This window comes from Bacillus seohaeanensis, from assembly GCF_042684945.1.
In the GTDB taxonomy this organism is placed as follows: Bacteria; Bacillota; Bacilli; order Bacillales; family Bacillaceae_B; genus Rossellomorea; species Rossellomorea seohaeanensis.
The window spans coordinates 1-13,122 of the sequence record NZ_JBHUMF010000033.1; the positions used below are offsets into that span (position 1 = coordinate 1).

Below are 13,122 nucleotides of genomic sequence, written 5' to 3' on the forward strand. Positions count from 1 at the left end.
CGCCCTTTGCCTTTTTGGGATGATTGGCTTATGACTCGAGCCTCTAGCCGCTGGAGCTGGACAATGAAAAGCGGAAGCGGCTTATTCCAAGACGTAAATTACCATAAAAAGTAAGTTTGTCCAGAAACCCCGAAAATTTGTCCAGAAAAGATGAAAAAGTGTCCAAAAAGGTCAAGGAAATGTCCAGAAACTAAAGAAAAGTGTCCAATAAACCCAAAATAATGTCTAGAAACCTCACGACAGGAAAAATAGGAGGTAAAACAAACATGCGATACGGTTCAATAATCAATGGTAGAGAAAGAAATGAAACCCATAGAGATACATTAGAGGTTAGAAGCCCATATAATCAAGAAAAAGTCGCAGAGCTTGCTTTAGCAAAACGTTCTGATCTTGAAGATGCTGTGAATAATAGCTTCGATACTTTTCATTCTACAATGAAAACCATGTCAGCTCACAGACGGGCTGACATTTTACGAAAAACAGCTGACTTATTAGAGGAACGGGTGGAAGATTTTGCTCGTACAATAATGAAAGAAGCAGGAAAACCCATAAGATTTAGCCGAGATGAGATTAATCGGTCCATCCAGGTCCTTCGTTTCGCATCGGAACTTGCTAAAAATATTTTAGGTGAAGTTCTCCCCATGGATGCTGCTATAGGCGGAGAAAATAGAATGGGATTAGTGAAACGAAAACCTTTAGGTGTCGTCGGGGCTATTACGCCTTTCAATTTCCCGTTAAACTTAACACTTCATAAAGTTGCACCAGCTATTGCAGCAGGCAACACAATCGTTCTTAAGCCTGCTGAAAAAACTCCAGTATCCGCTTATATGTTAGTAAAATTATTTCAAGAAGCGGGTCTTCCAGATGGGGTACTAAATTTACTGATGGGGACTGGAGAAGAAGTAGGAGAACCACTCGTTACACATGAAAAAGTGCATAAAATTACTTTTACCGGAAGCTTACCTGTCGGAAGAAAAATTCGAGAATCTGCTGGATTCAAAAAGGTAACGTTAGAGCTAGGTTCAAATTCCCCCAATATAATATTTGAAGATGCTAATATTGAAAATGCTGCGACAAGTTTGGTCAAAGGTGCTTTCGCCTTTTCCGGGCAAGTTTGTATTTCCGCACAAAGAATTTACGTTCAAAAAAACATTTATGATCAGTTTCTTGAAAACTTTGTCAAGCAAACAAAAGAATTAAAAATTGGGGATCCCGAGAGCGAGGAAACAGATATTGGTCCAATGATTAATGAGGATGAAGCAAGACGTGCTAAGCTTTGGATTGATGACGCTGTAGAAAAAGGTGCTAAAATTGAAACAGGTGGTGAGCAAAATGGCACTGTACTCTCCCCTACGATTATGACAAATGTTGATCAAAATATGAAAATCATTGCCGAGGAAGTTTTTGCACCGATTGTATCGGTCATTCCTTTTGATAGTGAAGAGGAAGTTATTAAGTTTTCGAATGATTCCATTTACGGGCTACAAGCAGGGGTTTTCACAAAGGATATCGATCGTGCGATGCGTGTAGCAGACCAATTAGAAATGGGTGGAGTATGGGTTAATGAAATCTCCACTTACCGCCAAGATAATCATCCATACGGTGGTGTCAAACAGAGTGGCATTGGCAAAGAAGGGGTTAAATATGCAATTGAAGATATGACCGAAATGAAATTTATCGGGATTAAATTGGATTCATAAAGCTAAAAGAGGCTGGGACATAACTAAAGTACTATCCCCTAAAGACGAACAATGTCAGGTTAAATTGTTTAGTAATCACTGTTACACACCGCTGTTGATTTCCGTGTCAAGACTTCGCTTTCCGCGGGCGGTCGGTGAGCCTCCGAGAAAAGCGGAAGCGGCTCGTTTTGCTCGCGAAGAAAATAGGGAAATACCCAAAAGGCGCTTTTTGCCTTTAGGGTATTTCATCTTTTTCATAGCGAGTTAGCCGCTGGAGCTAGACATGCGCTGCGCTCTTGCGGGGTCTCACCTGTTCCGCTTTTCCCGCAGGAGTCTTCGTCTTGCACTCCAATCAACAGCTAGAACAAGTTAAAAAGAACAACAAGTTTTATGAAGACTTATAAAAAAAACGAACTAATTCGCCTTCAAATGAAAGAATTAGTTCGTTTTTTTATTCACCTAGAGCACATTTGTCCCAGCCTCTTTTTCCATTGTATTAGATGCATTTTATGAACGTTCATATACGATTAAGAAGCAAATGTAAAGTATTGAAATATCAATTTCTATCGTTTACTATATTCTATATTAGGAAATTCACTATATATAGTGTCACAAAACAACACATGCAACTAAATATTGTTTTTTATAACAGTAAGAAAAGGTGCCGAGTACGGCTTAATAGGGAATCTGGTGTAATTCCAGAACTGTCCCCGCAACTGTAAGTGTGACGAAATGGTTCATCCACTGTATACATATCGTATATGGGAAGGTTCCAAAGTAGAATGATCACAAGTCAGGAGACCTGCCTGTTTCTTACAAAGTTTCTTATTCTTCGGGGATTGAGATAATGAGACGATACTTTCACAGATTACTTTCTATCTCTATGTAAAGTATCGTTTAAATCCACCCTACTTCCAGGAGTGGATTTTTTTATTTTATTCTTCCCCTTCTAGTACAAAAAAGGAGGAAACATAATGAGTATTAAATTAGAAACAACCATTATTAAAAGAAAAAACGGGAAAGAAGAACTCTTTTCACCAGAAAAATTAACGTCTTTTATAAAAAGTGCTGCAGCGGACTTTCCTACGCTGAATACAGATGATTATATCTCTAGACTCATTACCACAATTGAATCCCAAAAATCGTATACGGTATCGCAAATCAATAATCTTTTACTGCTTGAAGGTTTAGCGAATATCTCCGAGCAAGAGCCTGATTGGACGTATGTTTGTTCAAGAATCTATATGCAACAACTGTACAAAGAGGCTGCGATTAATAGGAACTATCCGGCTAATCAAAACTATGGATGCTTTTATGAATTAATCGTCCGACTAACAAACAATGGAATATATAATCCTATTATTTTAGAAAAATATTCAAAAGAAGAGCTGCATGAGCTTGGGGATATGATTGTTCCTAATAGAGATAAGTTTTTTACATACATTGGATTGCGAACATTAGCGGACCGTTACCTTGCCCGGGATCACGAAAAAAACACCTATGAGTTGCCACAAGAACGATTCATGATGATTGCCGTAACCCTTATGATGAATGAACCTCGAGAATCACGTCTTTCACTTGTTAAAGACGCTTACTGGGCTTTAAGTAATTTATATATGACAGTTGCTACTCCTACATTAGCAAATGCGGGGAAAAGTTATGGACAGCTTTCTAGTTGTTTTATCGATACGGTCGATGATAGTCTCCAAGGTATCTACGACAGTAATACCGACATCGCCAATCTTTCAAAATCAGGTGGTGGAATAGGTGTCTACCTTGGCAAAATCCGAAGCCGTGGGAGTGATATTAAAGGATTTAAAGGCATTTCGTCTGGTGTGATTCCGTGGATGAAGCAATTAAATAATACAGCAGTAAGCGTTGATCAGCTTGGTCAGCGAAAAGGAGCAATCTCCGTCTACTTAGATGTTTGGCATAAAGATATCTTCCTCTTTCTCGACTCGAAATTGAATAACGGGGATGAACGAATGAGAACACATGATTTGTTTACGGGCGTATGTGTTCCGGACTTATTTATGGAGCAAGTAGAAGCAAGAGCAGATTGGTATCTTTTCGATCCTCATGAAGTACGAAAAGTAATGGGCTACAGTTTGGAGGATTTTTATGATGCTGAAAAAGGAGATGGAGATTTTCGTGCTCGTTATTGGGAATGTGTCGATAACCCTCTTCTTTCGAAAGAAAAGGTTCCTGCAATTGAGGTTATAAAAGGAATTATGAAGGGCCAGCTTGAAACCGGTACACCGTTCATGTTTTACCGAGACGAAGTCAACCGCCAAAACGCGAATCATCATCAAGGTATGATTTATTGCACTAATCTTTGTACCGAGATTACCCAAAACCAAAGTCCGACTACCGTGGACGAGCAGTACACATCAGACGGAAAAATTATTACCGTCAAAACCCCTGGTGATTTTGTTGTCTGCAACCTTTCTTCTATAAATTTAGGAAGAGCTGTCCCAGAAAATGTACTTGAAAAATTAATTCCAATACAAGTCAGAATGTTAGATAATGTCATCGATTTAAATACAATTCCTGTATTGCAAGCAAAGTTGACAAATGAAAAATATCGTTCGATTGGATTAGGTACGTTTGGCTGGCATCACTTGCTTGCATTAAAGGGAATCAAATGGGAAAGCGAAGAGGCAGTTGACTATGCGGATACACTTTATGAAAAAATTGCTTATTTAACCATCGAAGCAAGCATGAAACTAGCACAAGAAAAAGGTAGCTACCCTTTATTCGAGGGATCAAATTGGCACACTGGCACTTATTTTACGAAAAAAGGATACGATGACTCTTCTCGTTTGCTCGACTGGGCTTCATTAAAGGATAAAGTTCAGAAGTACGGGGTGCGAAATGGATATATGATGGCGGTCGCGCCAAATGCATCTACTTCCATCATCGCTGGTAGCACAGCGAGTATAGACCCTATTTTCTTCAAAATGTACTCAGAGGAGAAAAAAGATTATAAAATTCCTGTCACTGCTCCTGACTTGAATGAAACAACTACATGGTATTATAAATCGGCTTATTTTATTAATCAGAAATGGAGCATTAAGCAAAACGCCGCAAGACAGCAGCACATTGATCAAGCAATTTCTTTTAACTTTTATGTAGTCAATACAATTAAAGCGAAAGAATTATTAGATCTCCATCTTGAAGCTTGGAAAAGTGGATTAAAAACAACCTATTATGTCCGCTCGACTTCAAGTTATATAGAAGATTGTGATTCGTGTGCAAGCTAATGTTTTATGATCGGTGTCTTTTTTAAAGTTTAATTCAACAGTTGATATTCGCCTTGATTTCAACAGATGAATATCAGCTTTAAATGAACAGTTGAATAAACAGCCATATTCAACTGTTCAATCAAAACAACAATAATATTTAATATAAAAAAGCTAATACGAGGTGAAGAATATGAAGGAACTACTAAAAAAACGAGTACTCATGGACGCAACAGCGCCAAATCGCTCTACAAAGATAATTAACGGTGAAAGCTCCAACATATTGAATTGGGATGATGTCGCCTATTCATGGACTTATCCAAAATATAAAAAAATGCTCGCAAACTTTTGGACTCCTTTTGAAATTAATATGGCACAAGATGTGAAACAATTTGGTCAGTTAACGAAAGATGAACAGGAGTCGTTTTTAAAAATTATCGGACTGCTTGCACTCCTTGATAGTATTCAAACAGATTACGCTAGTAAAGTTGCAGATTATATTACTGACTCTAGTATTAACGCTTTAATGATTATTCTCGCACAGCAAGAAGTCATTCATAATCATTCTTATTCCTACGTATTATCTAGTATCGTTTCGAAATCCGAACAAGATAAAGTATTCGAATTTTGGAGAAACGAAGAAATACTTCGGAAGCGAAATGATTTTGTGACGAATGGCTATAAACATTTTGCTCTGGAAGCAAGTGTAGAAAATCTATTGAAATCAATTGTATATGACGTGATTTTAGAAGGCTTGTTCTTCTACTCTGGCTTTGCTTTCTTTTACAACTTGGCAAGAAATCAAAAAATGGTCGCAACGAGCACGATGATTAATTACATAAATCGTGACGAACAAATTCATGTGGACTTGTTTGTTAAAATTTTCAAAGAAGTGCTAAAAGAGTATCCAGAATACGATACGCCTTCTCTTTCCGATTTTGTAACAAGCACTTTTAAAGAAGCTGCAAAATTAGAAATAGAATGGGCTCATGAAATTATCGGTACTAAAATAGAAGGAATTCACATGAATGACCTCGAATCTTATATTAAGTTTTATGCGAATGTACGCTGTAACCAACTTGGATTTGAGCGTCCTTTCGAAGGCTACCGCACCAATCCATTAAAATGGATAAAAGCTTATGAGGAAGTTGACTTGGGTAAATCAGACTTCTTCGAACAAAAATCTCGTCAATATACCAAAGTCAACAACATCGACAATGGCTTTGACGAACTATAAAGGTCCGTCCCTAGACACGGTAATGCGTTAAAGCAACGAGGGACGGACCTCTTAAGGAGAAGCAGTATGAGAATCTTTCTTCGTTTTTTATTTTTTGTTATCGGTATTCTTGTTTTCAGTTATGGAATTTCAATGGCAATAAAGGTACAGTACTTGGGAATTCACCCCTGGGATGTATTAAATATTGCTCTGTTTGATAAATGGGGACTGACAATCGGAACCTGGAATCTCATCGTTGGCGGTGTATTAATTTCAGGCACACTCTTCCTAAATCGTAAATATGTCAGAATTGGAACGATACTAAATGGTCTTATGGTCGGACCACTAGTTGATTTATATTTATTTTGGGATATTCTCCCCCAACGTTCTAGCCTCTACCTAGACGCAATTATTCTCATCTTAGCAATTATCATTATGGGAATCGGTGGTGGACTTTACTCCGCATCTGGCTTAGGAACAGGTCCTCGTGACGGATTTATGCTTTCCCTTTCGGAATTAACAGGACAGTCTATAAGCAAAGTACGAATTGCTTTTGAAAGCAGCATTCTTATCATTGGTTGGCTACTGGGAGGTCCGATTTTCATTTTCACCTTTATCTATACATTTATTCAAAGTCCCATTTTTCAATTTTCATTTTTACATTTTACAAAACTTCTGGATTCTTATAGTGCTTCTCGGTCGAATAATTTTAATTTATAATAAATACTTTTACAGTTTAAGTTGGCTCAAAGAATGGGGCCAGCTTTTTTCTTTGGCTGTTTTCTAAAGGCTCTTTTCTCATAGATTATTGTTTTTACTTATAAATTTAGTCCGTTGATTTCCGCTACGGATACTCGCTTTCCGCGGGGAGAGAGGGAGTCAAATGCCCGCAGCGAGAATCAACTCAGTAAGTTAAACTTAGTTTCCGTTAAAAAGCAACAAACTTTACGAAAATAGCCTTTCTAAAAGATTATTGCTTGTAACAATAGTTGAAAACAGCCAAAGAAAAAAGGCCTCAACTGAGACCTAAACAATTTAATACCTGAGCAATTATCTTGAGAAATGTCTGCTATCATTACAAATACTTTCTCTGCACACTACGCCCATCGTACGTAAACAGCATTTCTCTTCCTTCAATAACGGATTCCATATGAACAGGGCGTCCCCATAGTTGATAAATATAAGGGAGAACTTTTTCTAAATATTTCAGATCAAGTTCGATATCTTCATACCAATGTTTCAAATATAGTTCACCATTTTTTAAATAGTCGCCATCATTAACTGTAATATAAGGAAAACCACCGTTGACTCTCATACTAACAAGCTGGTCACGGACCTTTTTCCATTCCTTATCAACAATCTTATAATCTTTCCCTTGTTTTTGGAAAAGGTACATATCCTCTCTCGTCACAAGATCTTTTGTTAAGTAATTTCGTAAAAAAGAAATATCCGATTCAATTTCTCTTACTTCAAACATCTTTTCACGACCTGAGTTTGGCCGAACCCCCATCCTTTTCATTTCATCTGTAGGGTTATTGTATCTCTCTTCGATATCTTCAAATATTTTCACACCAAGGTAATAGGGATTGATGCCTGTTCTTGATGGTTGAACAACACCTGCATTTAGTTTAGCAAACTCAATAGCTTCACCGCTCGTTAAATCCATTTCTCTAATGATGCGCTGATGCCAATAAGATGCCCAGCCCTCGTTCATGATTTTTGTTTCAAGCTGTGGCCAGAAGTAGAGCATTTCTTCTCTCATCATTGTTAAAATGTCCCGCTGCCAGTCTTCTAGTTCCCTGCTGTATTGTTCTATGAAAAGGAGAACATCCTTTTCAGGCTGCGGCGGGAATTTTTTCTTTACCTTTTTCTTTGGTCGGTCTTTTGGTTTATCATCAAGAGACCATAAATCATCGTACGGAGTAACCCGTGGTGCTTCTTCCTCCTCCCACTCCACATCGTCCATTGTCCACGAAAGCTTTGGACGCATTAAAGAAGGATCTATATGTTCATCTATCGCCAATACAGCATCAAGAAAAGCTTCTACTTCCTGCTTCCCATGATCAATCTCATACTGCCGCACTCGATCTGCTGTAGCTGCCATACTTTCCACCATATCACGTTTCGTGTTTTCAAATCGAATATTATTTTTGAAAAAGTCACAATGGGCTAGTACGTGGGCAACAATAAGCTTATTTTGAATTAATGAATTAGAGTCTAATAAAAAGGCATAACAAGGATTAGAGTTGATTACGAGTTCATAAATCTTACTTAACCCTAAATCATACTGGAGCTTCATTTTATAAAATTGTTTTCCAAAGCTCCAATGGGAAAAACGAGTCGGCATTCCATATGCACCAAATGTATAAATAATATCTGCAGGACAAATCTCATATCTCATCGGATAAGAATCCAGGCCAAACCCTGAGGCTATCTCGGTTATTTCGCTTATTGCTCGTTCGAGTTGCTTTTGTTCCTCCGGTTTCATATGCATCCCCCTTGTCTAGTCTCCTTAAAACACTATATGAGGAAAAACTCCATTTAATGATAATTGGTAGCTATCCCCAACCATATTAATGTATTAACGCACGAGAGAAGGGTACGCTGTTTTGCTGTTCATAAATCGTAACGGTAGCAACAATACCATCGACACCAGTGCTGCGAACAGAAATAGTGCTGATACACTTGTTTTTTCCATTAGCCATCCAGCAATAGCGATAGTAATACCAAATAAGATTGTTGTAAAAAGACCATGTACCGCATAAACTTTTCCAATTTTTTCAGGCGGAGTATTATATTGCAACATCGTTTGTAACATAATCGTTTTTATTTGTTCTACAGCACCAAAGAGGAATGATAAAAGTAGAGCCATTACCCCAAATGTCGTCCAGCCAAAAATAAAGATAATGAGAACAGATAAAACCGTTGTTATTATTAACCATTTTTCCGTATACTTAATAAAAAAACGTTGATTTTTAAATAATAAAAGTGAACCATTCATGATTCCGATGAAAAAACTACTGTTTATGTACCCCCACCATTGAGACCCAAGCTGTAATTGCTTTTCCACAAATAAAAACAGGATTGCCGCTAACCAAACAACACTTGAAACTGTTTGGAACACATTCAATGTGAAAATTACTTTCAAATTTTTATTTTTCTTTATTTCCCTCCACCCTTCTCCTAGTTGGGTAAACCAGACTTGTTTTTCCACCACAGAATTCGTAGGTATGAATGGCACTTTAAATTTTATAAAAGTACTTATTACATATAAAACTAATAGGAGAAGAAAAAAAACTTTTGCCGACAGAAGTCCATATAGTACCCCTCCAATAGCCCAACTTACAATTAGAAGTGTTTGATCTGTCATTGATAAATAACCATTCGGTGCCATTAGCTCCTCCCTTTTTATGAGAAACGGAACATATGCATTCTTTGCTGGAAGTATGAAGCTATCCAAAAGTGACAAAACTATCGCGAAGACATATACAAGGTGTACTGTTGGTTCTACTAAATAAAAAAACGATATACTAAATAAACCAATCAAAATTGTTTTTCCTGTTTGCGCATGTAATAATATCTTTTTCAAGGAAAATTGATTCAATAGTGGTGATAAAGCATTACTTATAATCCTAGAAAAAATGATGATTAGTGAAGTAAGCGCTACAAAAAAAGGCGAAGATGTTTGTTTATAAACTAACGAAATCAATCCAATTATTAAAAAGATATCCCCAACATTTGCAAGAATCTGGCCTAGCCATAGATAGTTAAATGTCCTTGAATTCATTCTTGCCCCCCTTACACTCCACAATAAAAACCCTATTTGTTTTTATTTACATATTAACAAAGTCCCCCTTTGTTACAGAATAAAAAGCCTCCAATTTAGGAAGCTTTCCTTTTACAAATGCTGTAGGTTTATCCTGCATTAACAACCAGTGGAGACGGAAAGAGTCCCCACTGATTGGAATTTCACTTTATTTCTAGGATAAATTAAAATGATTCAATTATTCATCCAATAGAAGGAAACCCCTTTGTACTAAGGTAACCAACATTTTCAGTGGAAAAATTAAAGATAATTCCACACAATAAGATTACCCCTTCAAGAGGAGGGAATTTGCATGAATAAAGTTGATTACGATCGAGCCTTGTATTACACGCATCGGTCCGAATGGGATAACCTTATGATCCTGATGGTGCGTACCCAAGATGATTTATTATCCAAACGAATTGAACATTTTTTACATGCCTACCACTTCTCTAAAGATTATGCTGTTATTGAGACAAGCCTATACACACTTTTACGCTATATTGAACATGCAAATACAACCTTCAGCCTAGAAACACCTATTGAAGAGACAGCAATGAAAATCTAATGCAAACAAGAATTCCACCAATCTTAAAAGGTCCGTCCCTCATCACTTTAAAGTATTGAGGGACGGACCTTTTCTTAGGCAATTGGATATTGCTGTGCGAATGGATGTATTTTTATTTCATCAATCAACATATGCTTTGGAGCAGATGCCATATAAACAACCGATTTTGCGATATCCTCGACTTTAAGCCAATCTTCTTTTTCTGGAAGTCCTTGAGTAGAATCTGCGAAGTAAGTATCAACCATTCCTGGGTTAATCGTTCCAACTCGAATGCCGTACTCTCTCACTTCTTGTGCAAGGGATCCACAAAAGCCTTGGACAGCATACTTAGTTGCTACATACGCTGAAGCGTTTGGAATCGTATATCGTGCCACATCCGAAGAAATCGTAATAATGGTACCAAATTTTTGACTTTTCATCGTTGGCAAGACAGCCTTAGAGCTCAAGAAAACCCCTTGAACATTCACATCAAAAATATGTTTCCATTCCGCTGCTGTCACTTCTTCTGTAGGTTTAAAAAAGCCAACTCCAGCATTGTTAACTAAGATATCTATTTTTCCGTAGGCAGCAATTGTTTTCTCTACCATTTGCTGAACATCTTCTTCTATTGATACATCTGCTTGCACAGATATAACATGTTCTACACCTGATTCCTGTAACTCTTTCGCAACCGTATGTATTTGCTCTGAGCTACCGACAACTGCAAGCTTCACGTTTTCTTTCGCAAACTGTTCCGTTATCTCTCTTCCAATACCTCTAGAAGCACCAGTCACGATAGCCACTTGATCTTTTAACATAATTGCTTTCTTCCTTTCTTGTTGAAAATTCTACTTTAATAAAGGAAATATATTTTTTCATGCAAATGTTACTTTATCATATTTTCTACTTTCCCCATAATGGCTTGTTGTAAGGAAGATAATTTTTCATCGCTTTCCTGTTGGGTTGAACCAATAACGCTAAAGTAAAACTTAATCTTTGGTTCTGTTCCTGATGGGCGTAGACATACCCATGACCCATCCTCTAAATGATATTTAAGAACATTGGATTTTGGCAACTCGATTGACTTTTCTTCCATCGTAATCATATCCATGCTTAAGCTACTTTGATAGTCTTCACTTGTTATTACTCTAATTCCAGCTACTTCTTTCAAAGGATCATCACGGAAATTTTTTAGAATTCCCTGAATTTGTTCGGACCCCTCTTTGCCTTTCAGTGTTAACGATTCTAGCCCTTCTTGGTAATAGCCAAAACGATTGTACAGGTCATTCAATGCGTCCCAAAGCGTTTTACCTTCGTTTTTATAGTATGCTGCCGCCTCTGCAGCCATCAGTACCGCTTGAATTGCATCTTTATCACGTGCAAAGTCACCAATTAAATATCCGTAGCTTTCCTCGTAACCAAATAAGAATTGATATTCACCAGACTGCTCATAATTTTTAATTTTTTCTCCGATAAATTTAAATCCGGTTAATACATCCTCAACAGAGGCACCATAATGCTCCGCCACTTTCCTACCCAATTCAGATGTAACAATTGTTTTAAACACTCTACCATTTGTAGGTATAGTTTCTTTTTCTTGCTTACGGGCTAAAATATAATCAAGTAACACTGCACCTGTTTGGTTTCCTGTAAGTAAGATGTATTCACCGTCTTCTCCTTTAACAGCAACTCCTAAACGATCAGCATCAGGATCTGTTGCAATTAAAATATCGGCATCGATTTCTTTTCCATCACGGATAGCTAATTCAAATGCAGCCTTGTCTTCCGGATTTGGAGATTTGACTGTAGAAAACTCAGGATCTGGTACTGCTTGTTCTTCTACAATATGTACGGACTCATAACCTAAGGCTTTCAAACCTTTTTCAGCCATCTTTTTCCCTGTTCCATGTAAAGGAGAGAAGACGATTTTAAGATCTACTTCTTTCGCAATTTGCGGTTTTTCTGAAATGGTTAGTAAATGTTCTAGGTAAGTTTGGTCAATCTCATTACCAATTATCTTAATAAAGCCATTTGTTTTTAGTTCCTCTTCTGTCTTAACCTTTAGTTCGAGTTCATTTTCTACTTTATTTACTTTTTCAATAACAATGTCCGCTATCTCAGGAGTTAATTGTGCACCGTCTTCACCATATACTTTATAACCATTGTACTCAGGAGGATTGTGGCTGGCAGTCACGACAATACCCGCAAACGCATGCAAATAACGCAGTGCAAAAGAAAGCTCGGGTGTCGGTTTTAGTTCATCGAATACATATGTTTGAATTTGATGTGAAGCTAATGTTTTAGCGGCCTCCATCGCAAACTCCGGTGATTTATGACGAGAATCATACGCAATAACAACTCCGCGTTTTTTTGCCTCTTCTCCCTGTTCTTCAATATATCGTGCAAGTCCTTCTGAAGCTTTTCTAACAGTATATACATTCATACGGTTTGTCCCAACACCGATTTCTCCACGCATACCGCCTGTTCCAAACTCCAAGTTTTTATAAAAGGCATCTTCTAGTGACTTTTCATCTTGTTTCATACTAGTGAGTGCCTCTCTTAAGCTTGTATCAAGCTCTTCAAATTGATCCCATTTTTCCCATGTAGTTTTCCAATCCAATAAGATCCCCTCC

Annotated in this window: 9 protein-coding genes and 1 riboswitch; of the genes, 5 read left to right on the forward strand and 4 right to left on the reverse strand. The window is 37.5% G+C overall.

The genetic code is table 11. The features are described 5' to 3' along the window. Positions 1 to 266 precede the first annotated feature (266 nt). The 4 genes from ACFSUL_RS19835 (at position 267) to ACFSUL_RS19850 (ending at position 6,857) form a co-directional block, all read left to right on the forward strand. Positions 267 to 1,700 (forward strand): aldehyde dehydrogenase family protein, encoded by a 1,434-nt coding sequence (locus tag ACFSUL_RS19835; RefSeq protein WP_377937895.1) that lies wholly within the window; start codon positions 267 to 269, stop codon positions 1,698 to 1,700. A gap of 622 nt (positions 1,701 to 2,322) precedes the next feature. Further along, a riboswitch (cobalamin riboswitch) is annotated at positions 2,323 to 2,503 on the forward strand. A gap of 150 nt (positions 2,504 to 2,653) precedes the next feature. Next, on the forward strand, positions 2,654 to 4,942 hold the full coding sequence (locus ACFSUL_RS19840) for a ribonucleoside-diphosphate reductase subunit alpha (RefSeq protein WP_377937897.1): 2,289 nt from the start codon (positions 2,654 to 2,656) through the stop codon (positions 4,940 to 4,942). Positions 4,943 to 5,114: 172 nt separating this feature from the next. Next, the gene (locus tag ACFSUL_RS19845) at positions 5,115 to 6,158 is read left to right on the forward strand and encodes a ribonucleotide-diphosphate reductase subunit beta (RefSeq protein ID WP_377937899.1); all 1,044 of its coding nucleotides are present in this window, start codon (positions 5,115 to 5,117) and stop codon (positions 6,156 to 6,158) included. 66 nt (positions 6,159 to 6,224) lie between these two features. Next, positions 6,225 to 6,857 (forward strand): YczE/YyaS/YitT family protein, encoded by a 633-nt coding sequence (locus tag ACFSUL_RS19850; RefSeq protein WP_377937901.1) that lies wholly within the window; start codon positions 6,225 to 6,227, stop codon positions 6,855 to 6,857. Between the two features lie 355 nt (positions 6,858 to 7,212). On the opposite strand, the gene ACFSUL_RS19855 is transcribed toward ACFSUL_RS19850, so the two are convergent. After that, positions 7,213 to 8,625, reverse strand: a complete 1,413-nt coding sequence (locus ACFSUL_RS19855) for a SpoVR family protein (RefSeq protein ID WP_071413259.1) — start codon at positions 8,623 to 8,625, stop codon at positions 7,213 to 7,215. Between the two features lie 93 nt (positions 8,626 to 8,718). Further along, positions 8,719 to 9,924 (reverse strand): MFS transporter, encoded by a 1,206-nt coding sequence (locus ACFSUL_RS19860; RefSeq protein ID WP_377937903.1) that lies wholly within the window; start codon positions 9,922 to 9,924, stop codon positions 8,719 to 8,721. 331 nt (positions 9,925 to 10,255) lie between these two features. Between ACFSUL_RS19860 and ACFSUL_RS19865 the strand changes: the two genes are divergently transcribed. Next, complete coding sequence (locus tag ACFSUL_RS19865; protein WP_071413261.1) at positions 10,256 to 10,510, forward strand: YhdB family protein; 255 nt, start codon at positions 10,256 to 10,258, stop codon at positions 10,508 to 10,510. Between the two features lie 74 nt (positions 10,511 to 10,584). Here ACFSUL_RS19865 and ACFSUL_RS19870 read toward each other — a convergent pair whose 3' ends face one another. Both ACFSUL_RS19870 and ACFSUL_RS19875 read right to left on the reverse strand, forming a co-directional pair. After that, positions 10,585 to 11,307, reverse strand: a complete 723-nt coding sequence (locus tag ACFSUL_RS19870; protein WP_071413262.1) for an SDR family oxidoreductase — start codon at positions 11,305 to 11,307, stop codon at positions 10,585 to 10,587. 68 nt (positions 11,308 to 11,375) lie between these two features. Further along, the gene (locus tag ACFSUL_RS19875) at positions 11,376 to 13,109 is read right to left on the reverse strand and encodes a phospho-sugar mutase (RefSeq protein WP_377937906.1); all 1,734 of its coding nucleotides are present in this window, start codon (positions 13,107 to 13,109) and stop codon (positions 11,376 to 11,378) included. Positions 13,110 to 13,122 lie beyond the last annotated feature (13 nt).

Excerpts from the sequence above, each read along its gene's own strand:
- ACFSUL_RS19835 (WP_377937895.1), top strand. The coding sequence starts at position 267 with ATGCGATACGGTTCAATAATCAATGGTAGAGAAAGAAATGAAACCCAT.
- ACFSUL_RS19840 (WP_377937897.1), top strand. The coding sequence starts at position 2,654 with ATGAGTATTAAATTAGAAACAACCATTATTAAAAGAAAAAACGGGAAA.
- ACFSUL_RS19845 (WP_377937899.1), top strand. The coding sequence starts at position 5,115 with ATGAAGGAACTACTAAAAAAACGAGTACTCATGGACGCAACAGCGCCA.
- ACFSUL_RS19850 (WP_377937901.1), top strand. The coding sequence starts at position 6,225 with ATGAGAATCTTTCTTCGTTTTTTATTTTTTGTTATCGGTATTCTTGTT.
- ACFSUL_RS19855 (WP_071413259.1), bottom strand. The coding sequence starts at position 8,625 with ATGAAACCGGAGGAACAAAAGCAACTCGAACGAGCAATAAGCGAAATA.
- ACFSUL_RS19860 (WP_377937903.1), bottom strand. The coding sequence starts at position 9,924 with ATGAATTCAAGGACATTTAACTATCTATGGCTAGGCCAGATTCTTGCA.
- ACFSUL_RS19865 (WP_071413261.1), top strand. The coding sequence starts at position 10,256 with ATGAATAAAGTTGATTACGATCGAGCCTTGTATTACACGCATCGGTCC.
- ACFSUL_RS19870 (WP_071413262.1), bottom strand. The coding sequence starts at position 11,307 with ATGTTAAAAGATCAAGTGGCTATCGTGACTGGTGCTTCTAGAGGTATT.